The organism is Rhodococcus sp. 1163 (assembly GCF_002091985.1).
Lineage (GTDB): Bacteria > Actinomycetota > Actinomycetes > Mycobacteriales > Mycobacteriaceae > Rhodococcoides.
Genome location: NZ_MKKX01000018.1, coordinates 439,643 through 462,891 on the forward strand (window position 1 = coordinate 439,643; position 23,249 = coordinate 462,891).

At 63.4% G+C, this 23,249-nt stretch carries 24 protein-coding genes and 1 riboswitch; of the genes, 8 read left to right on the forward strand and 16 right to left on the reverse strand.

From position 1 onward, the window contains the following. Positions 1-23: 23 nt before the first annotated feature. The 4 genes from BJD99_RS08330 to BJD99_RS08345 all read right to left on the reverse strand — a co-directional run bounded on the left by BJD99_RS08330 (position 24) and on the right by BJD99_RS08345 (position 2,904). The gene (locus tag BJD99_RS08330) at positions 24-1,142 is read right to left on the reverse strand and encodes a glutamate--cysteine ligase (protein WP_084346412.1); all 1,119 of its coding nucleotides are present in this window, start codon (positions 1,140-1,142) and stop codon (positions 24-26) included. A gap of 81 nt (positions 1,143-1,223) precedes the next feature. Further along, entirely contained in the window at positions 1,224-1,922 is a 699-nt protein-coding gene (locus tag BJD99_RS08335) for a superoxide dismutase family protein (protein ID WP_084346296.1), read from the reverse strand. Between the two features lie 85 nt (positions 1,923-2,007). Then, complete coding sequence (locus BJD99_RS08340; protein ID WP_179142240.1) at positions 2,008-2,541, reverse strand: LytR C-terminal domain-containing protein; 534 nt, start codon at positions 2,539-2,541, stop codon at positions 2,008-2,010. 33 nt (positions 2,542-2,574) lie between these two features. Further along, on the reverse strand, positions 2,575-2,904 hold the full coding sequence (locus BJD99_RS08345) for a DUF3263 domain-containing protein (protein ID WP_084346297.1): 330 nt from the start codon (positions 2,902-2,904) through the stop codon (positions 2,575-2,577). A 275-nt stretch (positions 2,905-3,179) separates the two neighbouring features. Here BJD99_RS08345 and BJD99_RS08350 point away from each other — a divergent pair, with 275 nt between their 5' ends. The 3 genes from BJD99_RS08350 to BJD99_RS08360 are packed head-to-tail and all read left to right on the forward strand — an operon-like array spanning position 3,180 to position 5,560. Further along, positions 3,180-3,773, forward strand: coding sequence for a peptide deformylase (locus BJD99_RS08350; protein WP_084346298.1), 594 nt, complete (start codon positions 3,180-3,182; stop codon positions 3,771-3,773). Between the two features lie 13 nt (positions 3,774-3,786). Then, positions 3,787-4,707 carry a GNAT family N-acetyltransferase gene (locus tag BJD99_RS08355; protein WP_084346414.1) on the forward strand — a complete coding sequence of 307 codons (921 nt, stop codon included), beginning with the start codon at positions 3,787-3,789 and terminating at the stop codon, positions 4,705-4,707. Positions 4,708-4,759: 52 nt separating this feature from the next. Next, complete coding sequence (locus BJD99_RS08360; RefSeq protein ID WP_084346299.1) at positions 4,760-5,560, forward strand: exodeoxyribonuclease III; 801 nt, start codon at positions 4,760-4,762, stop codon at positions 5,558-5,560. 8 nt (positions 5,561-5,568) lie between these two features. On the opposite strand, the gene BJD99_RS08365 is transcribed toward BJD99_RS08360, so the two are convergent. Both BJD99_RS08365 and BJD99_RS08370 read right to left on the reverse strand, forming a co-directional pair. Next, complete coding sequence (locus tag BJD99_RS08365) at positions 5,569-5,895, reverse strand: GNAT family N-acetyltransferase (RefSeq protein ID WP_179142241.1); 327 nt, start codon at positions 5,893-5,895, stop codon at positions 5,569-5,571. Between the two features lie 78 nt (positions 5,896-5,973). Beyond that, on the reverse strand, positions 5,974-6,300 hold the full coding sequence (locus BJD99_RS08370) for a GNAT family N-acetyltransferase (RefSeq protein ID WP_084346300.1): 327 nt from the start codon (positions 6,298-6,300) through the stop codon (positions 5,974-5,976). A gap of 270 nt (positions 6,301-6,570) precedes the next feature. Here BJD99_RS08370 and thiD point away from each other — a divergent pair, with 270 nt between their 5' ends. Further along, the gene (gene thiD / locus BJD99_RS08375) at positions 6,571-7,425 is read left to right on the forward strand and encodes a bifunctional hydroxymethylpyrimidine kinase/phosphomethylpyrimidine kinase (RefSeq protein WP_084346416.1); all 855 of its coding nucleotides are present in this window, start codon (positions 6,571-6,573) and stop codon (positions 7,423-7,425) included. Here the strand turns inward: thiD and BJD99_RS08380 are convergent. The 7 genes from BJD99_RS08380 to thiO form a co-directional block, all read right to left on the reverse strand. After that, on the reverse strand, positions 7,387-8,193 hold the full coding sequence (locus tag BJD99_RS08380) for an adenylate/guanylate cyclase domain-containing protein (protein ID WP_084346301.1): 807 nt from the start codon (positions 8,191-8,193) through the stop codon (positions 7,387-7,389). The two genes, thiD and BJD99_RS08380, sit on opposite strands and share 39 nt — an antisense overlap. Positions 8,194-8,225: 32 nt before the next feature. Next, a complete protein-coding gene (locus tag BJD99_RS08385; protein ID WP_084346302.1) occupies positions 8,226-9,704 on the reverse strand; it encodes a M28 family peptidase in 1,479 nt (492 codons plus the stop codon). A gap of 24 nt (positions 9,705-9,728) precedes the next feature. Further along, complete coding sequence (locus tag BJD99_RS08390) at positions 9,729-10,526, reverse strand: ABC transporter permease (RefSeq protein WP_084346303.1); 798 nt, start codon at positions 10,524-10,526, stop codon at positions 9,729-9,731. After that, positions 10,526-11,488, reverse strand: a complete 963-nt coding sequence (locus tag BJD99_RS08395) for an ABC transporter ATP-binding protein (RefSeq protein ID WP_084346304.1) — start codon at positions 11,486-11,488, stop codon at positions 10,526-10,528. Before BJD99_RS08395 ends, BJD99_RS08390 begins: the two co-directional genes overlap by 1 nt. 83 nt (positions 11,489-11,571) lie before the next feature. Then, the gene (locus BJD99_RS08400; protein ID WP_084346417.1) at positions 11,572-12,312 is read right to left on the reverse strand and encodes a thiazole synthase; all 741 of its coding nucleotides are present in this window, start codon (positions 12,310-12,312) and stop codon (positions 11,572-11,574) included. A 4-nt stretch (positions 12,313-12,316) separates the two neighbouring features. Continuing rightward, complete coding sequence (thiS, locus tag BJD99_RS08405) at positions 12,317-12,532, reverse strand: sulfur carrier protein ThiS (protein WP_084346305.1); 216 nt, start codon at positions 12,530-12,532, stop codon at positions 12,317-12,319. After that, positions 12,529-13,590 carry a glycine oxidase ThiO gene (gene thiO, locus BJD99_RS08410; RefSeq protein ID WP_084346306.1) on the reverse strand — a complete coding sequence of 354 codons (1,062 nt, stop codon included), beginning with the start codon at positions 13,588-13,590 and terminating at the stop codon, positions 12,529-12,531. The genes thiS and thiO overlap by 4 nt, the downstream gene beginning before the upstream one ends. Beyond that, a riboswitch (TPP riboswitch) is annotated at positions 13,589-13,701 on the reverse strand. (Overlaps the previous gene by 2 nt.) Before the next feature lie 25 nt (positions 13,702-13,726). Between thiO and thiE the strand changes: the two genes are divergently transcribed. Next, complete coding sequence (thiE, locus tag BJD99_RS08415) at positions 13,727-14,419, forward strand: thiamine phosphate synthase (protein ID WP_084346307.1); 693 nt, start codon at positions 13,727-13,729, stop codon at positions 14,417-14,419. A 55-nt stretch (positions 14,420-14,474) separates the two neighbouring features. Here the strand turns inward: thiE and BJD99_RS08420 are convergent, their stop codons facing one another. Further along, complete coding sequence (locus tag BJD99_RS08420) at positions 14,475-15,314, reverse strand: NUDIX hydrolase (RefSeq protein ID WP_084346308.1); 840 nt, start codon at positions 15,312-15,314, stop codon at positions 14,475-14,477. A gap of 13 nt (positions 15,315-15,327) precedes the next feature. Here BJD99_RS08420 and BJD99_RS08425 point away from each other — a divergent pair, with 13 nt between their 5' ends. The 3 genes from BJD99_RS08425 to BJD99_RS08435 are packed head-to-tail and all read left to right on the forward strand — an operon-like array spanning position 15,328 to position 19,993. Next, complete coding sequence (locus BJD99_RS08425) at positions 15,328-16,686, forward strand: hypothetical protein (RefSeq protein WP_256895552.1); 1,359 nt, start codon at positions 15,328-15,330, stop codon at positions 16,684-16,686. After that, positions 16,683-17,678 (forward strand): glutamate ABC transporter substrate-binding protein, encoded by a 996-nt coding sequence (locus tag BJD99_RS08430; RefSeq protein WP_373270522.1) that lies wholly within the window; start codon positions 16,683-16,685, stop codon positions 17,676-17,678. Before BJD99_RS08425 ends, BJD99_RS08430 begins: the two co-directional genes overlap by 4 nt. A gap of 2 nt (positions 17,679-17,680) precedes the next feature. Continuing rightward, positions 17,681-19,993, forward strand: coding sequence for a serine/threonine-protein kinase (locus BJD99_RS08435; protein ID WP_084346310.1), 2,313 nt, complete (start codon positions 17,681-17,683; stop codon positions 19,991-19,993). On the opposite strand, the gene BJD99_RS08440 is transcribed toward BJD99_RS08435, so the two are convergent. Next, positions 19,982-21,166: an acetate kinase gene (locus BJD99_RS08440; protein ID WP_084346311.1), complete on the reverse strand. Its 1,185-nt coding sequence runs from the start codon at positions 21,164-21,166 to the stop codon at positions 19,982-19,984. The two genes, BJD99_RS08435 and BJD99_RS08440, sit on opposite strands and share 12 nt — an antisense overlap. After that, entirely contained in the window at positions 21,163-23,238 is a 2,076-nt protein-coding gene (pta, locus tag BJD99_RS08445) for a phosphate acetyltransferase (RefSeq protein ID WP_084346312.1), read from the reverse strand. Before pta ends, BJD99_RS08440 begins: the two co-directional genes overlap by 4 nt. Between the last annotated feature and the right edge of the window lie 11 nt (positions 23,239-23,249).

Consider the following 23,249-nt stretch of genomic DNA (forward strand, 5'->3'; position numbering starts at 1 on the left):
GAACAACTATTTACAGCGAGCTGTCACGCTCGAAGATCGGCGACCAACGACGCCACGACGGCCCTGAGATCTCCACCGGATTCTGCGGCGATTCGGCGTTGCCGTTGATACGAAGCTCCCAGGCGTGGAATGTCGGCGACAGCGGCCAATTCGTCGGCGCATCCGAGACGCACGGCGGTCGGGGTCAGCTTCTCGAGCAGATCGTGCAGATCGTCGGTGACAAGACGCTCGTTACTGTCGGCATCGAGAATGATTTCGGCGTCGAGGCCGTACCTCGCTGCCCGCCACTTGTTCTCCTGCACGTGCCACGGCGGCATCGTCGGGAGCGTTTCGCCGGCTTCGAGACGTTCGTCCAGGTTGACGATCAGACAGTGCGTCAGCGCTACCAACGCCGCGAGTTCACGTTTGGTGGCCGTCCCGTCGCACACCCGTACTTCGATGGTTCCCCATCTGGGGGCGGGGCGGATGTCCCAGTGCATTCCACCGAGCTGTTCGATGACGCCGGTTTTCATCTGATCACGGACGAAGCCTTCGAACTGCCCCCAGTCCTCGAACTGGAATGGCAGCCCTGCCGTCGGGAGCTGTTGGAACATCAGTGCCCTGTTGCTTGCGTAGCCGGTATCCGAACCGGCCCAGATCGGTGACGAGGCCGATAGCGCCAACAAATGTGGATATTGCAGGAGCAGCGAGTTCAGGATTGGAAACACTTTGTCGGGCGAGGACACTCCGACGTGTACGTGCACTCCCCAGATCAACATCTGACGGCCCCACCACTGGGTCCGGGCGATCAATTCGTCGTAGCTGGGTGAGCGAGTGAGCACCTGCGTCGACCATTCTGCGAACGGGTGCGTGCCCGCGGAGAACAGATCTATGCCGAGCGGGTCCGCTGCTCGGCGAACGAGATCGAGGGATTCGCCGAGATCGTCCATGGCTTCACCGACGTTCTCGCACACTCCGGTGACGAGTTCGACGGTATTGCGCAGGAGCTCTTTGGTGACGCGTGGTGTCCGATCACCCGAGAGCTCCGTGACACCGTCCATGACCTCCTCGGCCGAGTTCACCAGGTCGAGAGACTCCTTGTCCACGAGCGCGATTTCCCATTCGACGCCCAGCGTGGGGCGTGGGGAACTCTCGAAGTGGATTGCAGGAGCGGAGCCTGCGGAGTGACCGGGAGGTTCAGGAGCGGAGCCTGCGGAGTGATCGGGTGTCTTCGGGGAACTCACCTAGTCGATGACCGCGCAGGCCACACGGCCGCCGGCGTCACCGGTCATCAGTGTGTTTGCGTCGGGCACCGCTGCGCCGTCGGGCAAGGTGTAGCGCGGTGGGATGTTGGCGAAGTTGTCTGCGCCGGCGTGGATGACGATCGCGCGGCCGCCGTCGACCTGGAGATCTTCGAGTGTGACGGCGTCCGTCGTGGTGACTACTTCGCCCGTGCCGTCTTCGCGGACCTGCAGTGAGGTCAAGTCGCCGCTGGATGGATGTCCGGTGCGGCCGTCGACCTGGAGATGTCCGCCTGCGGACAGGAAGTCACCGGGCTCGCCGCCGGTCGGTGCTACGGAGTTCGCCTCGCATTTGCCGACGGTGTGGATGTGCAGGCCGTGAAATCCTGGTGTCAGTCCTTCGGCCTCGACGGTGACGCGGAGGTAACTTCCCTCTTCGACGATCGAGACGGTGCCGACGTCTGCGCCGGACGCGTCCTTCAGCGATGCTTCGATATCACCCGATCCGACGGGCGCATCTGCTGCGACGGCCTTGGCGTTCGGATCCTCTTTGCCGGTCCACACGGGGGGCGTCGTTCCGGGAACGTCGGAGGCAGTCTCGGGAGCAGCGCATGCAACCAGGCCGAAGGCCGCGAGGGCTACGACTGGGGTCGCTAGGCGCCAGGTTCGACTCACTGGCCGAGCGATACGAATCGGTGCCATGAAATTGCTCCTTCGAAGGGCAGGCTGGGCGGTTGTGTCGATCATAACTATGGCCGGTAGTACTACCGGCCCACAGGGTTGACAGTTACTCGGTCACGACGACGATGACACCTTCACCGAAACTCGACAATGTCGTCGGTCGAGGGAATGCGGCGACGCCGAGTTGAGTCGATATTTGCTGGGCAGCGGCCTGCGCGCCCGGCGACGTGTCGTAGTAGATCGTGGTTTGTGCGATCTGCGATTCGTTGAAATTGCCGGTCTCGGCGACATTCCAGCCTTCGGCGGTGAGCGTGGCGGCTGTTCCGGCTGCGAGACCGGATACGTTGCTGTTGTTGAGAACGCGAACTTCGACGTCGGTCGGTTCGCCGGTGGGAGTCGGCGCGGATGTACGAGTGGCCGATGCGGGAGGCTGCGCTGCGGCAGGGGGTCGCGCTGCGGCGGAGCTGGTGGGAGCCTGCTGCGCGGCGCTGGTCGTCGCCTGTGCCGCTGATTCCTCGGTCTCGTCCGAACCGGTCAACGACAGTGCCCCGATTGCTGCGAAGAGAATCGCCAGCGAAATCAACACCATTGCCAGAGCGCGGAGCGGAGGACCGGACGATTCCGGATTGGGACTGCTCACATTCGAAGACACTAGTTGATCGCGGCTCGGCAACTAGACTTCGAAGCCCAGTCTGCGTGCCGCGCGGGCCTTCTGCCTGCTCGCACGCAGGCGCCGCAGCCTCTTGACCAGCATGGGGTCTGCTGCGAGAGATTCAGGACGATCCACAAGTGCGTTGAGGACTTGGTAGTACCGGGTAGCGGACATGGAGAACAGTTCCTTGATCGCCTCTTCTTTGGCGCCGGCGTACTTCCACCACTGGCGCTCGAAGGACAAAATGTCGTGCTCGCGACGAGTCAGTCCGTCTGCTCCGACCTCGTTCGGATCTTCGGAGCTTTCGGATTGCGGAGCCTGGTTCGAGTCACGCGCTGCTGCGCCGTCCATCTCACTCCTCGACTTCTCTTTTACCCGCATCGGCTGCGGATCCACGTTCGGTGCAGCATCGCCTGCCAACGTTCAACGGGCTCGCCCGACTTCGCGTCACCCATCGGGCCTGGCAGAAGGAGGCCGAGCGAATTGCACACGTGTAGTTCGGTACTGATTCAACCATGATGGGCGTGTCACACGCCGTGTACGGTGTCTGCGGCGAGTCGCGCGTGCGGCAGCTCTGGCTCACCGTGTGTAGGCGGCTCTGCACGCGGACACTATTCTTCTCGACCATGGCAATTCTTCCCATCCGGATCGTCGGAGATCCGGTTCTACACACCCCGACTGACGCAGTCACGCAGACGCCCGCCGAGCTCGCAGACCTTATCGCGGATATGTACGAAACGCTCGACATCGCCAACGGTGTCGGCCTCGCAGCCAATCAAGTCGGCGTCCCGCTGCGACTCTTCGTGTACGACTGCCCTGACGAGGGGCCCGACGGCAAGCTCGTCCGCCGAAAGGGCGAGGTGATCAACCCGGTGCTCGAGACTTCGGCAATTCCCGAAACCATGCCCGATCCCGAGGACGACGACGAAGGCTGCCTGTCGGTACCCGGCGAGCAGTACCCCACCGGGCGTGCCGACTGGGCTCGGGTCACCGGCACCGACGCGCACGGCGAACCAGTCGACATCGAAGGCACCGGCTTCTTCGCGCGCATGCTGCAGCACGAGGTCGGCCATCTGGATGGGTTTCTCTACGTCGACGTGCTGGTGGGCCGCAATGCCCGCGCAGCCAAGAAGGCCATCAAGCGCGCAGGCTGGGGCAAGCCCGGCCTGAGTTGGATACCGGGAACCGTCGAAGATCCGTTCGGCCACGAGGACGACTGAGCTCGTGGCCGTCATGCCCGGCACCCGCGTCATGCTGCGGTATCGGCTGCCCCCGGGGTACAGCCATCCGATGACCGACGTCATCGGTGAACTGGTCGAGGCAAACGACACCGCCGTAGCTGTTCGGGCCGGGGACGGTCGCGTCGTGCGGGTGGCCCGCGATCGTGTCGTGGCGATGAAGGCCCTCGGTCCACGACCGATCAGGACTTCGGAGATCAGAGCACTCGAACGTGCTGCTGCCGATGGGTGGCCGGGCCTGGAGCTGGCGTGGATCGACGGATGGCTGTTGCGGTACGGCCGCGGGTTCACCGGCCGAGCAAACTCTGCTCTTCCGGTCGAGCCGCACGCCGACGAGTCCTCGCTCGGCGAGATCGCCGCATGGTTCCGCGACCGCGGACAGTGGCCGAAGCTGCTGTTGCCCGATCGTCTCGGCGCAGTTCCCGCGGGCTGGACAACGGGTTACGAGGTCATGGTGATGGCCGCGGACATCACCTCCCTCGTGATGCCGCCCGACTCGATAGCAGTCATCACCGCCGCCCCCGACGAGGACTGGCGGAGGTTTTACCACTACCGCGGACGCGCCGCACCCGAGGATGCGATGGACGTCGTGTCGGCCATACGCGACGGGGTTGTCGGATTTGCTCGGATCGGCAATTCCGCGACAGAGATGCTGGCCATCGGACGCGCAGCCGTCACCACGGCCCCTGATCTGCGACGCTGGGTCGGCCTGTCAGCGATCGAGGTCTCCGAGGCTCATCGACGACACGGGCTCGGGACGCGTATCTGCGGTGAACTCCTCGCATGGGGAGTGCGGCAGCGAGCAACTCACGCCTACCTGCAGGTGTCGACCGACAATCTCGGGGCCCTCGCCATGTACCGGGAACTCGGATTCGTAGAGCATCACCGGTATCGGTACGCCGAGCCGCCTCGATGACCTTCTGGCACACTGCTGGGCCGACGGTCGGCGCTCGGTTAGGGTGTGTGCCGTGCGACTGGCTACCTGGAATGTGAACTCTGTCCGCTCTCGGCAGGACCGAATCGTCGATTGGCTTCAACGATCCGATATCGATGTCCTGGCTATGCAGGAAACCAAATGCAAGGACGAGCAGTTTCCGTACGAACGGTTCCGTGAGATCGGGTACGAGGTCGCTCACGACGGCCTTAGCCAGTGGAACGGCGTCGCGTTGCTCTCCCGCGTCGGCTTGGAAGATGTGCAGATCGGTTTCGAGGATCAGCCCGGTTTCAGCAAGGATCCGGAGATCGAAGCGGTGCGCGAAGCCCGCGCGATCGGGGCGACGTGCGACGGCGTCCGAGTGTGGAGCCTCTACGTTCCCAACGGCCGCGATCTTGCCGATCCGCATTACACCTACAAGCTCGAATGGCTCGCCAAGCTACAGGCCGATGCCCAGGCATGGGTGTCCGCGGACCCAGAGGCGCAGATCGCGTTGGTCGGAGACTGGAACATCGCCCCCACCGACGCAGACGTGTGGGATCCGGAGTTGTTCGAGGGCAAGACTCACACGTCGCAGCCTGAGCGCGATGCATTCGAGGCGTTCGCCCAAGCCGGATTCGCCGAGGTCACCCGGCAGTTCACGTCCGAGCCGCGAACCTTCACCTACTGGGATTACACGCAGCTGAGGTTCCCGAAGAAACAAGGAATGCGAATCGACATGGCGCTGGCCTCCCCCGCGCTCGCATCTCGCGTCTCCGGCGCATCCATAGATCGCGAAGAGCGTAAGGGTAAGGGCGCCAGCGATCACGCACCCGTCATCCTCGACATCTCCTGACCCAGGAGTTAGGCGACCAGATCGAGAAACTCGGGATTTCGTGCGAGGTATCGCTGCACATAAGTGCAGATCGGGACTATCCGCCACTGGCGGTCGCGTGCGGTGTTGAGCGCTCCGCGGACCAGGACAGCTGCCCACCCGCGATCGCTGAAGTCCTCTTTGACCACGGTGTGCATGAATGCGACGGCACCGTCGTCCGCATCTCGATACCCGAGGATTCCGACGAGTTCTTCGCCGACGAACAGGTCGAACCGATTGTGCGCGGTGTTGTCCTCGATTCGCACCGCCGCGGTGACGGCGGCCGCAGAAGTTAGGTCGATGCGACTGTGATTCATGTCACCATGAGAACAGTAGTTGGGCCGATTGGGGACGGAACCGAGTAATTCGACGCAGGCAAGGTGAAACCGTTACCTCTAGAGCGGAACGACGACGTCGGAGTAGTCGGGATTGGCGGCGACGAATCTTTGTACATAGGTACAGACCGGCTTGACCTTCCAGCCGTACGACCGAGCGCTGTCGAGTGCCCTGCGAACGAGAATCGCTGCAAGGCCTTGATGTCCGAAGTCTTCAGTGACCACGGTGTGCATGAACGAGACGACGCGAGCGCGAGAACCACGCTTGAACGAACCTTCGACTTCGTAGTAGCCGATAATCCCCACCAAGTCGCCATTCAGCCGCAATTCGAATCGATTCTGGTCCGTGTTGATGGACACCTCTGCACTGGGTGAGCTGGCGAGCATAGGTCACCTCCTTTGCTGTGTGAGACGTGAATGAGAAGTTCGAGTTGTTACTAAGATGTGACCTGCACCACTATTAAACATGCCCGTCTGAGCCTTGTCACCCATTTGCGCGAACAAACCTTCGGTTACATGGGCATGCAACGTCGTCGCAACACCCCGGCTGGTAGCCGTCATATAGGCAGCCACTATTTCACTGTGAATCAACAACATTCATGACTCTGGGCACATCTACGAAGACCGTGCGAACCGTTGCCGGTACTGTCACCTCTCGTGAAGCTCCTACCGCTGACGCCCGACGGATCCACCCCCGTCCGAGCGCTGACGATCGCCGGCACCGATTCGGGCGGCGGGGCGGGCATCCAAGCCGACAGTCGGACGATGGCACTGTGCGGCGTCCACGCCTGCGTGGCCGTGGCCGCGGTCACCGTTCAGAACACCGTCGGCGTTTCCGGCTTTCACGAGATCCCACCGAGTGTCGTCGCGGATCAAGTTCGCGTCGTGGTCGGCGACATCGGGGTCAGCGCAGCAAAGACTGGAATGCTCGCCTCCACAGCCATCATCGAGGCCGTCACCGCCGTGTGTACAGAGGTGGGAATCGGACGCGATCAGCCGGTGCCATTGCTGGTCGATCCGGTCTGCGCATCGATGCACGGCGATCCATTGCTGCACGAGGAGGCCCTCGACGCAATCCGCACGACACTCTTTCCCATTGCCACGATCGTCACGCCCAATCTCGACGAAATCAGGTTGATCACCGGCATCGTCGTGGTCGACGACGACTCCGCACGCCGCGCAGCCGAGGCGCTGCACCAACTCGGCGCCCAGTGGGCTCTCGTCAAGGGTGGTCATCTCCGTACGTCGGACAAGAGCACGGACATCCTGTTCGACGGCGACACATTCCTCGAGTTCTCCGGCCCTCGCATCGACACCGGCAACGATCACGGTGGTGGTGACACGCTCGGCGCGGCGATCACCTGCGCGATGGCGCACGGTTACTCCGTGCCCGATGCCGTCGCGTTCGGCAAGGAATGGGTCACTCGGTGCCTCGAGGCGTCCTACGACCTCGGCGCGGGCCACGGCCCGGTGTCACCGCTGTGGCGACTGCACCACACGGAGAATGCGTAGATCCTCGGGGACACCGCTGAGCTTGGGTGCGAAGAAGCCGCGACGATACGGGCGAGTTGCCAGTCCCAGTCGCTCCAGCGTCTCCGGCGGCATCGCGTCGACCGAAGGTTGCGAGATCATCAAGTTGCCGTCGCCGCCGGTTTCCATCACGCGCGCGGCCACTGTGACATCGACACCGAGCCAGTCGGATCCGATCTGTCGCGGGCTACCGGTATGAATACCGACGCGCATCGTCGGGGTATACCCGTCCAGGTTCACCTCGGCGAGGGCCGCTCGTGCGGCTATCGCAGCTTCCAGTGCCCGCTCGGGCCGAGGGAATACTGCCATGAGGCCGTCGCCCAACCGTTTGACGACGTGCCCACCGGCGAACTCGATGGCGGGTTCGATTGCCTTGGAGACCCTGCGCAGGAGCGTCAGGGTCCCGGTGTCGCCCGCCACGAGTGACCACGAGGAGAACCCGACGAGGTCGGTGAAGACGATGGTCATCTCGCGCTCGCCGCGACCGCGGCCGGTTCGTTCGAGCACGGCCTGCCACAGTTGGAGCGCACCCAAGCCGACCTCGCGGGTGGCTCCGGGTTCGTCGTCGAGAAATTTGTCCGCGGCGCGTGCCACTGCCAGCGCAGATCCGGGCCCCGCCATCGACAGCGGATCACCGAAGGACGGATCGCCGGGAAGTATTCGCCGCACTCTGCGCACTACCTCGACCACAGCGGGGCGTCGGTTGACGCTAAGGACCCACTCGACGGTCGACGCGATGTACGGACTCACAAGATCGACTGTAAACGACGGTTACACATACTTCAGTCGCCCGACCGTGCCTCGGTACGTGCCGCACCCGAGGGAACGCCGTTCGGGCCGTCGATCTCCTGCGCGAAAGTTCCGATACCGAACGCAACAGCCGATGCGTTCAAGCCCAAAGCTGTTCGGTCGATATTGGCGAGGGTGTCTTCGGCGGTGTGGTAATTCTGGTCGAACGTTTCCTCGGCCGTCCCACCCCATTTGGCCGCCTGCTCGGGAGATTTCTCCTCGTCCGCGCCGCTGAACACTCCCCCGGACGGAATTCCGACGTCGATGAACGGACCGTAATCGGAGCGGCCGTCGAAGTCGGTCCCGTCAGCTGCGATGCCCTCTTGCTGCAGACGCTCGAGAAATACCCGCTCGATCGCTTCCGATCCCGGCGGTCCCGCCGGAGCGCCGACCTTGTCCGAATCGTCACCGTCGTAGGCGAGGTATCCGGCGTTGTGCGAGGCGATCATGTCGAAATTCAGATACAGCGCAATTGCCGCTTCTTCCTCCTCGCTCAGTCCCTCGACATATTTGGTCGACCCCACGAGCCCCGGCTCCTCGGCCCCCCAGAACGTGAAACGCACGGCGTTGGTGATGTCGGGCTCGCTTCCCATTTTCAGGGCTGTCTCGAGAACCGCAGCCGTGCCGCTGCCGTTGTCGTTGATGCCCGGCCCCTCGGGAACGCTGTCGAGGTGAGCGCCTGCGACGACGACGTTGTCGGTGCTGCCCGTCTTGGTCTGCGCAATGACGTTGCGACTCTTGGTGGTTGTGGTTTCGGTGTCGAGAGTGAGCGTCAATTCCGGCGCCGACGCCACGATCGGTCCGTCTTCCTGGCTCACGCCACCGGCAGGAATCTTCGCGATGTCCGCGCTACCGAGCGTGCCGCCGTCGAGAGGTCCCGGCTCGTTGTTGACCACGATGATCGCGAGCGCACCCAGTTCTGCTACGACGGTCTGTTTCGCGCCGAACGGGCACACGCCTCGGTCGACGACGACGATGGCACCGGACACCTCGAGGCCGTTGTAATCCGTTGCCTCGCAACCAGGTGACCCATCGGCCGGGGCGCGCACCACCCGTGCGGTGATGCCGTCCGGTGGAGACGACGGTGAATAAGTCAGAGCGCTGACCGAGAGTTGCTGCTCACCTGCAGAGAGCAGTTGGGTGTCGGCGGTGAATTGATCGAACTCGAATTCGGGTGTCTCCACCGCAAATCCGGCGGACTCGAGCTGATCGACGACGTAGTCGACACTTGCGTCGTATCCAGCAGTACCCGCTGCGCGATTACCGTTGTTGTCGGTGGCAATTCGCTCGAGTTGTTCCAAGTGAGCGATGACGTTCTCTTCGGTGACGGCATCGGCAAGCCCCCGGCCGTCTGCTGTCGCAACCGGGGTAGGAGCAGAAATGGCCGGTTGTTCCTCATCCGAAGACGAGGAACAACCGGCCACCACGAGCATGCCTGCTGCGAAACCTGCAAGAAGGGTCATCCGTCGCATGCATGCACCTTAACTGCACATAGGTCAGGCGTCTCGGCGATTCGTCACCAACACTGCGGCCCCGAAGATGACAGCGGTGAACACGATGAAGTAGATCAGGCTACCGATGGGTCCCCAGTGGAAGTCGATGCCGCCGTCCTGACCGAGGAAGTTGCTGGTGTTCGCCCACGGCAAGAACGGTTGAACCGCACGACCGAAAGAGCCGAACAAACCGAACAGATTCTCGATGACCAACGGCCACAGCAGCAGTAGTGCGATAGCACCCGCCGACTGCCGAAGCAGCGCACCGACACCGACCGCGATGATGACCTGAAGGAACGCCAGAATGGCCGTGCCGTAGATGACGCGCCAGGTGCCGTCGGTGTCGAAGCTCAGCAGTATTCCGGCGTCGGGACCTGCGGTTGCCTTTGCCAGGTAGAACGCTCCGAGGCCGAGAACCAAACTGAGTAAGAAGCCGAAGACTCCGATCAGCAGCGCTTTGGACGTCAGTACTGCGGCTCGGTTCGGGATGGCCTGAAAGGTGGTCCTGATGACGCCGAAGCGGTATTCGCTGGTGACCGTCAAGGCCGCCAGAATCATCAGCACCATTGCGCCGAATCCACCGACACCGCTGCCTACTGCCTCGAACGCGGACGGAAAGAACGGTTCGAAGTCGGGCTGATCACCCTGTGCGACTTGATTGTTGTAAGAATTGACACCCAATTTTGACGTGATGCCGACGATCGCCGCCAAGCCGAGTCCGAGCACGATGATGGCTATCGTGCACCACCATGGCGACTTGGTCGAGGTGATTTTGATTCGTTCCGCTGCCAGGACACCCATCAGAGTGAACCACCCATCGCTTGCTGAATGTTCGGATCTTCGGCACCTTCGCCGTGGAATTGCACGTCGTGTCCGGTGAGCTTCATGAATGCTTCCTCCAACGACCCACGCTGCGAGGACAACTCGTGTAGCACGATGCCGGCACGGCCGGCGATGTCACCGATCGCATCCGTGGACGAGTCGACGACGACGAGCGAGGGCTGAAGCTCCTCTGCCGAGTCCGGTTCGCGCACCGTCAATCCGGCGGAGGTCAAGGCACTGCGAAGCGCGTCGAGCTGCGGGCTTCGAACTCGGACCGAGGCCTCGGACGCGTGGTCGATGAAATCCTGGACCGAAGAGTCGAAGATCAGCTTTCCGCGACCGATCACCACGAGATTTTCTGCTGTCTGTGCCATTTCGGACAGTAGGTGGCTCGAGACGAGGACCGTTCTGCCTTCGGCGGCGAGGCGCTGCATGAATTTGCGGATCCAGACGATGCCTTCGGGGTCGAGCCCGTTGACCGGCTCGTCGAAAAGGAGGACTTTCGGGTCACCCAGAAGCGCACCGGCAAGACCGAGTCGCTGTGACATACCGAGCGAGAACCCACCCGCGTTCTTCTTCGCGACGTCGGTGAGGCCGACGAGCCGAAGCACCTCGTCCACTCGAGACCTCGCGATGTCGTTGGAGGCTGCCATCCACTCGAGATGCGCCCGCGCAGAGCGATTGGGATGTACCCATTTGGCATCCAGCAGCGCACCGACCGTCCGAAGCGGCTGCTTGAGTTGGTTGTAGCGCTTGCCCTCGATCAGCGCCTCCCCACTGGTGGGGCGGTCCAATCCGAGGATCATGCGCATGGTGGTCGACTTGCCCGCACCGTTGGGTCCGAGGAACCCCGTGACGATGCCGGGCTTCACCGTGAAGGTCAGGTCTTCGACCGCCTTGGTGTTTCCGAACTGTTTGGTCAGTCCTTTGACTTCGATCATGGGACTCACTGTCCACTACCGAACCACCCCTGCGCATCACCCAGGAGTCGCGACCGAGGGTCATCCTTAGGGATGATGCGCCGCTACATCGGTGAACTCGCCTGGGCCCAGAAACGTTTCGGTATCCGGCCTGCCCGGCGGGCCTGATAACCGGCTACGACGGCATGCTTCATCGCCGACGCCATGAGCGCAGGGTCCTGTGCCCTGGTGACCGCCGTTGCCAGAAGGACGGCGTCGCAGCCGAGTTCCATCGCCAACGCCGCATCGCTTGCCGTTCCGATGCCGGCATCGAGGATGACGGGCACGGTCGCCGCGTCGACGATCATTTCGATGTTGTGCGGGTTCGAGATGCCGAGGCCGGTTCCGATGGGCGCACCGAGCGGCATGACGGCGACGCAGCCGATGTCCTCGAGCCGCTTTGCCAGGACGGGGTCGTCCGTGGTGTAAGGCAGCACGTTGAATCCGTCGTCGACCAGTTGTTCTGCGGCCTTGACCAATTCGATGGCGTCGGGCAGCAGGGTTCGCTCGTCGGCGATGACTTCGAGTTTCACCCAGTCGGTCTCGAGCGCCTCACGTCCGAGTTGCGCGGTCAGTACTGCCTCGGCGGCGCCGCGACATCCAGCGGTGTTGGGCAGGGGTGCGATGTTCAGCCGACGCAACAGGTCGAGAACACCGGTGCCACCCGCGGCGTCGACGCGACGCATTGCCACGGTGGTCAATTCGGTACCGGAGGCCAAGAGGGCTTCTTCGAGAACCGCGAGATTCGCTGCTCCCCCGGTGCCCATGATCAGGCGCGAGCCGAAGGTTCGGTCCGCGATCTTCATCGAATCAACCACCCTGCACCGCCGTCAGTACGTCGATGGTCCAACCTTTGCCCACCATCGTCGAATCCCAACGGCTCTTCGGGAGCACCATGCCGTCGACGGCGACGGCGATTCCCTTCGGTGGCATCGAAAGATGTTCGAGCAGTTGACGCATCGTCATCTCTTCGGTCAGGAGGTGGTCCTCGCCGTTGACGGTGACACCTATTGCCAGAGCAGTCATTGTTTCCTATCTGTGGTGAATCGGGCCGGGTCTGCGGCCTTCGCTTCGATGAGTGCGTCGTCTTCCAGTAGTGCAGCGACCGCGTCTGCGGTGATGGGCGTCAACAGGATTCCATTGCGGCCGTGGCCCGAGGCGACGATGACGCGGTCGGAGATCTTGCCGATGAGTGGCAACCCATCGGGGCTCATCGGTCGCAGGCCTGCCGCGCATTCGTGAAGTTCGTATTCGCCGAGGCCCGGCATCAACCGCTCTGCGTCGGCGATGAGGTCGCGGACGCCTGCGACGGTGACCTGGGTGTCCTGACCCGATTCGTATTGTGTGGCCCCGAGAACCAATCCGTCTCCGCGCGGCACCAGGTAGATCGCGCGGCCGTGGACGCTGCCGCGGATCGTTCGGGTCGGGGCAGGTGTGGCACTGGGTCTGCGTCGTAGACGCAGTATTTCGCCTTTGACTGCCCGGACCGGTACGTCGGCAAGGAGCGCGGAGGTCTGAGCGCCTGCTGCCAGCACGATGCGGTCGGTGGTCAGTGCGTCGAGATCGGTGACGGTGTCGGCGGAGAATTCGACGCCGCCGCTCACCGCTGCGGTCTGCAGTGCCTCGAGCAGCCTGCGGTTGTCGACGGCCAATTCGGTGGGTGCCAGCAGCCCGAGGCGGATGTTCGGTGCGAGGGAAGGCTCGAGCTCCCGGATCTGTGCCCGACCGAGGATCTCGAGCTGGTGACCTTGGTTTCCAACCCAGTCGGCAATGGTTCGCAGGTCCGTCGCGTCGGCTGCATCGAGGGCGACCGTCAGTGATCCGGTAGCGGAGAACACCGACGGGCCGGGGAGCGCTCGTGCGAATTCGGGCCATCTGGCGAGGGAATGAGCGCCGAGTTCGAGCAGTTCGTGTTCACCCGGCCATCCCTCGGACAGCGGGGCGAGCATTCCCCCGGCCACCCATGATGCACCGGTACCGACCGACGGATCGTGGAGCCGCACGGACCAGCCGTCGCGCGCAGATCGTGCGGCCACCGCCAGGCCGATCACTCCCCCACCGACCACGGAAAGACTCTTGGGCACTTCTCACCACCTCACTCCCTGCGCCGGCATGATCCGGTTCAGGTATTGACGGTAAGGACTGGCGTGTCCACTCTCAGCCCCACGTACCTCGGGACTCCCGTGTATCGACTCTCGCCAACAGACTACCGTTGCCGTTGTGCAAAGCGATCGGATCATCCGCAACCCGGAAGCGCGTGAGCGTTTGACATCAGCTCGGCTGTATCTGTGCACCGATGCTCGACGCGAGCACGGCGACCTCGCTCAGTTCGCCGAGGCCGCACTGTCCGGTGGCGTCGACATCATTCAACTTCGCGACAAGAACTCCGAAGGCGAGCGCACTTTCGGCCCGCTCGAAGCCAAGGACGAGCTGGCGGCGCTGGCAATTCTGTCGGCCGCCACCAAACGCCACGGGGCGCTCCTCGCAGTCAACGACCGCGCCGACCTTGCCCTCGCATCGGGCGCCGACGTGCTGCATCTCGGCCAGGGCGATCTTCCGGTCCACTATGCGCGCCAGATCCTCGGCCCCGACGTCGTCATCGGGCGGTCGACACAGAATCGAAGCCAGGCCGCTCTCGCAGCCATCGAGGACGGCGTCGACTATTTCGCAACCGGGCCGATCTGGGCCACACCGACCAAGCCGAACCGGAAAGCAGCCGGTCTGGACCTGTTGCGCAGCACCGCGGAATCCGCTCCGACGCGGCCGTGGTTCGCCATCGGCGGGATCGACGCCGAGAACGTCAACGAAGTTCTTGCCGCGGGCGCGGATCGCATCGTCGTCGTACGGGCCATCACCAAAGCTCGCGATCCACAGGCAGCTGCACGGGAGCTCAAGCTCGCGTTGCAGGGCTGACCTCGCGTTGCAGGGCTGACCTCGCGTTGCAGGGCTGACGGAGCCTAGGGCCTACCTAGCCGAGCCACCCCAGCACGGTCGACGGCGAGAGCACCTGCACCGACGTCGGGAGCCGTTGCTGCAGTCCGCGGTCCGCGGTGACCAAAGCAGTGAGTGTCGTCGACGCCTGCGCCTGTGATGCGAGTTCGTCGTCCCCACTGCCGGCGGCGTGGATGACGGGGACTCTGCTGTCCTCGAACTGTGCTGCTCGTGCTTCACCTTCGAGGACTGCCTCGATCCGGGTGAGCCAGCCGAAGCCGACACCCGGCAGCTCGACGGTTCGCGGAAGGGTGCCCGCCAGTGAGCTCAGCAACTTGCCGGTTGCGCCGCTGCGATCACGCCACCAACCGTCGGGCCTCGAGCCGAGAACGTTCGCGGTATCGAGCAGAACTCGTAGCGGGCTGATGCGCAGGGAAGCCCAGCTGGCGGCGAACCCCGGGTGCAGAGGCAGTTGATCGACCATGTCCTCCGGAACCCACCGAAGCTCGGTGCTCTCCCCGTTCATCGTCGTGTCGAGTTGGGTGGCAGCGTCGGCGACGACGGTCGTGTAGGACCATCCGCTCGCCATCCGAGCCGTCTCGACTTCGCCGCGAACGAACACGTTGTCGACACCGATTCCGGCTTCCTCGTCTGCTTCGCGAACAGCGGCGTGCACGTTGGTTTCGTGCGAGTCCTTTGCGCCACCCGGCAACGCCCACGTCCCACCCTGATGGCTCCAGAGCGCTCGGTGCTGCAGCAGGACCGTCGGCTCACCGTCCGGCGATGGGGCCCGCAGTAGTAGCCCCGCCGCGCCGTGTTTGCCCCAGTGCCGCGTGCCGTCCTCACCCACAACCCACCCGTCACCGTCGCCACGCATACCGACACCCTAGGTGAACCTTCCGGTAGGCGTACGGACGGTCGCTCCGGCTTATATGCTCGGTGCTGTGATTGTGGTCGGCACTACGCCCTCGGCTGCCGTACCTCCTACGACGGCTGCCGTGACGTCGGAGGCCGATTCTCGACGCGAACTGCAGCGTCTGATTCGGTCCACACCGGGGCGCATGATCGCTCTGGGCCTGATACTCGTCATCGCGTTCGTAGTCACCGGCACCGTTATCTCCGTCTCGGTATCCGAGCGAGCCCGGACGCTCGACACTCTTCTCGTTCGGACCGAGCCACTCGCCAACTCGGCGCAGAACCTCTACGGCGCACTGTCCGTTGCCGACGCGGCTGCCTCGACTGCATTCATCGCCGGCGGGCTGGAGCCCCGGGACGTTCGCGATCGATACACCCAGGCGATCGGAAACGCCGGCACCGAATTGATCCGGGCATCCGACGGGCTCGCGGTTTCGGACGACGAAGCACGGACGGTTCTCATGGAGATCGGCGCGGGCCTGCCGGTGTACACCGGACTGGTGGAGACCGCCCGTGCCAACAATCGCAGTGGCAATCCCGTCGGTGCGGCGTACCTGGGCGAGGCGTCTACGCAGATGCAGTCCTCGCTGCTGCCCCGTGCCGAACGCCTCTACGCCGAGCAGGCCGCTCGGGTATCGAACGACCAGGAACGCTTCGTCAATCCTCCGTTCGTGGCGATCGGTCTCGTCGTGGTGTGCCTGATATTGCTGGTCCTCGCACAGATATACCTCTCTACCCGCACCCGCCGAAAGCTCAACGCGGGATTTCTCGGCGCCTCCCTCGCGATCTCGCTCCTGCTCGGGTGGATGTTGGTGGCGGGGCTGATTTCTTCGATAGCCACCGATCGCGCACTCGACCGCGGTGTTGCTCCGCTGCAGAAACTGACCTCCGGGTTCATCCTGGCGCAGCAGGCCCGCGCCGACGAAACACTCAACCTGATCCGACGCGGAAGCACCCGAGAGTTCGACGCGGAGTTCGCGCAGAACACCGACCGTCTGACCGAACTGTTTGCAGACAATGCCGATATGACCGGCTCGGTCGCCGCGTGGAAGGCCTCGCACGAGCGGATAGACCAGGCACTCGCCGTCGGCGATTTCACTACTGCTGTCACCGTGGCCACCGGTAACGGTGTTCAGGATTCCTCGACCCAATTCCGCTTGCTCGACACGATGCTCGACAACGGAATCGACGACGCACGTGCTGAGCTGCGCGGCAATGTGGTTCGCGCCAAGTCGGTCCTGACCGGACTTGCCTCGGGTGCGATCGTCCTCGCCGTCGCCGCTGCCGCCGCAGTCGGAGCGGGGCTCATTCCGAGGTTGCGTGAGTACCTGTGAAAAACCCTGCCCCCCTTCGTTTCTCGTTCGCAATCCTCGCCGTCGTCGGCGCACTGATCGCGGGATGTGCAACCGAGGAGGCGGTACCGGACGTTCCGGTCGTCAGCTACACCGAACCACCGCTGCCCGACGGCGCAGGCCCCGCGGCCACCTCTCCCGAACCGTCGAGCCCGGATCCCCAGTGCGATCGCCCCACCGCCAGCCTGCGGCCGATACCACCCGGAGCAGCCGGTCAGAATGCCCCACCGATGCCGACCGTCGACGCGATCAAGGACCGCGGTCGATTGATAGTCGGGCTCGATGCCGGTAGCAATCTCTTCAGCTTTCGCGACCCGATGACCGGCAAACTCGTCGGATTCGACGTCGACATCGCACGGGAGATCTCCCGTGACCTGTTCGGCGATCCGGATCGGGTGGATTTTCGGATACTGTCCTCGGCCGAACGTATCGAGGGACTGCAGGATTCCACGGTCGACATCGTGGTGAAAACCATGACGATCACCTGCGCCCGTAAAGAGGACGTGTCGTTCTCGACCGTGTACTTCCAAGCGCAGCAGCGTGTTCTGGCGGTCAAAGGATCGGGGATCAACGGTGTCGCCGATCTCGCGGACAAGCGCGTGTGCGCGGTGGACGGCACCACGTCACTACGCCGACTGCAGCGCATAGTGCCGACGGCGCAGATCGTCACTGCCTCGATGTGGTCGGATTGCCTTGTCGTGCTTCAACAACGACAGGTCGACGCGATCAGCACCGACGACGCAATCCTTGCAGGTCTCGCCTCGCAGGATCCGTACCTCGAGATGGTAGGCGCCAGTTTGAGCCCTGAGCCTTACGGTGTCGGAATCAAGAAGGAGAGCGAAGACTTGGTCAGATTCGTCAACGGCACCCTCGAGCGGGTCCGGTCGGACGGCACGTGGAATCGGTTGTACGACAAGTGGCTCACGGTGATGGGCACTTCGCCGGGCCCTCCCGCTCCTACGTACGTCGACTGATCATGGGCGATCCCGACACACCCACCGGCCCGGCGACAGCCCCGGCCGCGGCACCCGATTTCACGGACCGCACCCAGGCCGTCGAGCGAACACCCACGGCGGACCGGACCCAGGCGGTGGAGCGAACGCCTGCATCCGTCCGCCGGTCCGATCGGACATCGGGGCGTGTACGGTCCGGCCGCACGCGCGGTACCGGGATCAGAAGAAGGCTCGGTGCCGGATTGGTCGAAGTCCCTCGGGTGGATCCGGTGGATCCGGCGACAGCCGTCATGCAAGATCCCACCGTTCCACAGCGAAAAAGGTACTGCTGGAAGTGCAATGCACCGGTCGGCCGAAGCGCCGAGGGGGAACCGGACAAGCCTGCGGGAACGTGTGCGCGCTGCGGTTCCCGCTACGACTTCTCACCACTGCTCGAGCCCGGCGACTTGGTGGTCGGGCAGTACGAAGTGCAGGGATGTATCGCGCACGGCGGACTGGGGTGGGTCTATCTGGCGATCGATCGCAATGTCAGCGATCGATGGGTAGTGCTGAAAGGTTTGCTCCATTCCGGCGACGACGAGGCGCATGCCGTTGCCGTCGCCGAGCGTCAGTTCCTCGCCGAAGTCGCGCATCCGGGCGTGGTGAAGATCTACAACTTCGTCGAACAACCGCGCGCCGACGGCACCGAGATCGGCTTCATCGTCATGGAGTACGTCGGCGGACGCTCGCTCCGAGACATCCTGCCGACACGGGACGAGCACAAACGTATGCCGGTGGAGCAAGCTATCGCCTACGTCCTCGAAGTACTGCCGGCAATGGCGTATCTGCACTCCATCGGCTTGGTCTACAACGATCTCAAACCCGAGAACATCATGGTGACCGACGATCAGATCAAACTCATCGATCTCGGTGCCGTCTCGGGAATCGAAGACTTCGGATACCTGTACGGCACAGCCGGATACCAGGCTCCCGAGATCGCCAAGACCGGCCCGACCATCAGTTCCGACATCTACACTGTCGGCCGCACTCTTGCGGTCCTTACGCTGGAGATGCCCTCGAGTGGGGGCAGATACGACGCAGGCATTCCTTCCGCCGACGATCACGAGTTGTTGCGCACCTATCCGTCGTTCCATCGCTTACTGAAGCGTGCCACCAACCCCGATCCATCACAACGCTTTTCGACGGCCGAGATACTGGCAAGCCAGGCCACCGGAGTGTTGCGTGAAATTCTGGCATTGAAGACGGGAACCGAACGACCTGGGCTGTCGACGGCGTTCAGTCCGCCTCGTACCACGTTCGGCACCGAGGAATCGGTGGGCCGCACCGACACGTACGTCGATGGGAAGCTCCGGGGCGAGAAGATCAACGGCCGCGAGATCGTCACCGCGCTGCCTGTCCCGCTGGTCGATCCCGCCGACCCGAGCGCACCTCTGCTCGCCGCGTCCGTACACAGCGAACCCCAGCAGACACTCGATTCGCTGGCGCATGCACGTCGCAACGGTATCGAGCGCTTCGCCGACGGCTCATCCGGCGGTCTCGAGATCACGCTCGCCGAGGTCAAGGCACACCTCGACCTAGGTGATGTCGGAGTAGCGAGTTCGGTTCTCAAACAGGTCCGCACCGACGGGAACGATCCCTGGCGGGTCGAGTGGTACGCGGGCCTCATCGGACTGCTTCGTGGCGAATTCGGTTACGCCTCGATGCATTTCGAGAAGGTTCTCGACGCACTTCCCGGGGAGCTCGCGCCGAAGATAGCCCTCGCTGCCACTGCCGAACTCATCAGGGAAGGTACCGAGAAGTTCGACACCGACGAGCGCGAGAAGTGGCGAGCGTACGCCGAGTCCTACTACCGGACAGTGTGGCGAACCAACCGCGCGATCGTCAGCTCGGCATTCGGTCTGGCGCGGCAGATGATGTATCGCGGAGATTTCGAAGGAGCGGTAGCCGCTCTCGACCAGGTACCGATCAGCTCACGCCACTACGCCGTCGCGCGGATGACCAGCGTCCTGATCATTTTGATGGATCGACCGTCGAAAGATTTGGAGGAGAAAGACTTTCGCGAGGCAGCGCGTCGAGTTGCGATGCTGCCACGCGGGGAGAGCCGTGCCCTGCAGATGCGTACGTTGGTGTTGGCCATGGCAGTGGACTGGGTGCGATCCGGGCACGCCGTCGCCGAGGAACGCGAGCCCATCCTGGGCTCTCCGTTCACCGAGACAGGCCTGCGTACCGGTACCGAAGCGGGTCTACGCGCACTTGCCCGCAATGCGACCGACCGAGCCCACCGCTACACCCTGGTGGATCTGGCGAACGCCATCAGGCCGCGATCAGTGTTCTGACTGCACCAGCTGAGCTGCCGCCCGCGCGATAGCCAGTTCCTCATTGGTCGGCACCACCAGCACCTTCACCGCCGACGCGTCGGTCGAGATGACCCGAGCCTTCTTGCTGCGCAGCGCATTTCGCTCGTCGTCCACTTCGATCCCGAACCCACCGAGGCCGGCCAGTGCGGACGCACGGACCGCTGCGGCATTCTCGCCCACCCCGGCAGTGAAGGTGATGGCGTCGAGTCTGCCGAGGTCGAGCATGTAGGCACCGATGTACTTGCGCAGGCGATGGATGTAGACATCGAATGCCAGGGTGGCGTCGGCATCACCCTCGTCGATGTGTTGCTGCAGTTGCCGGAAGTCGTTGACACCTGCCAGCCCCTTGAGCCCCGACCGTCGGTTGAGCAGCTCGTCGATGGCGTCGACCTCCATCTTCGCGCTGCGACGCAGATGCATGATGACGCCTGGGTCGATGTCTCCACTTCGTGTGCCCATCACCAGGCCTTCGAGTGGCGTCAGACCCATAGACGTATCTATCGGCGAACCGGCCCGGATCGCCGAAGCGGATGCCCCGTTGCCCAGGTGCAGAACTATCTGATTCAGATCATCGCGACCCAGGAACTCCGCTACCTGCTGAGACACGTATTCGTGAGAGGTGCCGTGGAATCCATATCGGCGAATGTCGTGCGCTTTCGCGACGTCACGGTCGATTGCATACGTCGATGCGGCGGCGGGAAGACCGTGAAAGAACGCGGTGTCGAACACTGCGACGTGCGGCACGTCCGGCAGCTGCGCCCGCGCAACCTCGATACCGAGCACGTTGGGCGGATTGTGCAGTGGCGCAAGGTTGGACAGATCCGATATCTGCTTCAGCACACCGTCGTCGATGAGGGTCGGCCGGTAGAACACCTCACCGCCGTGCACCACCCGGTGCCCGACAGCCATGACATCGGACCCCAGTTCCACGCCCGCCGCAGCGAGCATGTCGAAAGCGATCGCGAGACCGACTCCGTGATCGGCGATCTCCTGCGTTTTCTTCGTTTCCTCATCGAGGTAGTCGAGGGTCACGTGCCCCTCGGGTTCACCGATCTGCTCCACGAGCCCCGACGCGATGGAGTCGCCGCTCACCGGGTCGAGAAGTTGGAACTTCACCGAGGACGAGCCCGAGTTGACGACGAGCACACTCATTGTTCGATCTCCTGGGCTTGGATGGCCGTGATGGCAACGGTATTGACGATATCTTCCACCAGCGCACCACGAGAGAGATCGTTCACCGGCTTGCGCAGACCCTGCAGGACCGGCCCGACAGCAATGGCACCCGCACTGCGCTGCACTGCCTTGTACGTGTTGTTCCCGGTATTGAGATCGGGGAAGATGAACACCGTTGCGCGTCCGGCCACCTCGGAATTGGGAAGCTTAGACTTGGCGACCGAGGGTTCGATAGCAGCATCGTATTGAATCGGACCCTCCACCAGCAGTTCCGGGCTCCGTTCGCGGACAAGGGCAGTGGCCGCGCGAACCTTGTCGACTCCCGCGCCGGTGCCGGAATCACCGGTCGAATACGACAGCATCGCCACACGCGGTTCGATACCGAATTGCGCGGACGTCTGCGCCGAGGAAATGGCGATGTCGGCCAACTGCTCGGCCGTCGGATCGGGAACGATGGCGCAATCACCGTATGCGAGAACTCGATCCGACAAACACATCAGAAAGATCGACGACACCGTGTTCACCCCTTCGGCCGTCCTGATGATCTCGAACGAAGGCCTGATCGTGTGCGCGGTGGTGTGCGCGGCACCGGACACCATGCCGTCGGCAATTCCCTTGTGCACCATCATCGTTCCGAAGTACGAAATATCGGTCATGACTTCGCGGGCACGCTCGATGGTCATACCCTTGTGCTTACGCAACTCGGTGTACTCCGCGGCGAACACTTCCGCATAGTCGGAAGTTGCCGGATCGAGCACCTGCGCGTCGTCGAGTTGGACGCCCAGCTCCGCGGCCCGCCGACGGATCGGCCCCTCCTCGCCGAGAAGCGTCAACTGCGCCACCCGCCGCTGCAACAAGCGACCGGCCGCACGGAGAATCCGATCGTCGTTGCCCTCTGGCAACACGATGTGTTTGCGATCGGCGCGGGCGCGATGAATGAGCTGGTACTCGAACATCTGCGGGGTCGTGACCGCGGGAATAGTCAGTTCGAGGCGGTCGAGGAGCACCTTGGCATCGACCCGCTGTTCCATCAGGGAGATAGCCGTATCGACCTTGCGCTGCGAACCCACCGCCACCCTGCCACGGGTGTTCGCCGCGGCCGACGCTGTGTCGAACGTTCCCAATCCGGTCGTCAATATCGGAAGCCGCGGACCCAATCCTGCGACAAGACGCGCGATCGCCGGATGCGGGGAAATCCCGCCGTTCATGATGATGCCCGCGAGCGATGGAAAGCCTTCTGCCTCATGCGCATTGACCATGGCCAGAAGAACATCGGACCGATCTGCGGGCGCGATCACCACCACACCTTCGCTCAACCGCTCGAGAATATGCTCGGCGGTCATACCGCCGACCATGACCCGCAACGCTTCACGGCGCAACAGCTCGGGGTCGCCGCTGTACATTTCGCCATCGATCGCCGTCAGCAGTTCCGCCATCGTCGGTGCAACGAGCAACGGAACTTCCGGCAGAGTCCACGCAGGCACGCCGAGCGGCTCCAGCGCAGCCGCAATCTCGTCGAGCTTGTCCGGATCACACCGGTTGGCCACGATCGCTGCCAGATGGGCGTGGTGCGCGCGGAGTTCGGCCTTGCACAGCTCGGCGTACTGCGCGACTTCCGTAACCGTTCTTCCCGAGCCGCGCAACGCCAACAGCACCGGAGCACCGAGGTTGGCGGCAATGCGCGCGTTGTATCCCAGCTCGCTCGGGCTACCGACATCGGTGTAGTCGCTGCCGACGATCACGACGGCATCGCACTGCTCGGCCACGTCGTGGAACCGCGAAACTATTTCCCCGAGCGCCATATCCGGATCGGCATGCACTTCCTCGTAGGTGACCCCCAGCGACTGCTCGTACGTCAGATCCGCAGTGGTGTGATCGATCAGCAGTTCGAGGATGTAGTCGGTTTCGGTGGTCGAGCGCGCAATCGGCCGGAACACCCCGACCCGTGCCGCCGAAGCACACAACATCTGCAGCACCCCGAGCGCAATAGTCGACTTACCGGTGTCACCCTCGGGTGAGGCGATGTAAATGGAGGAAGCAGACTCGGCCATGCCAGCCAGAC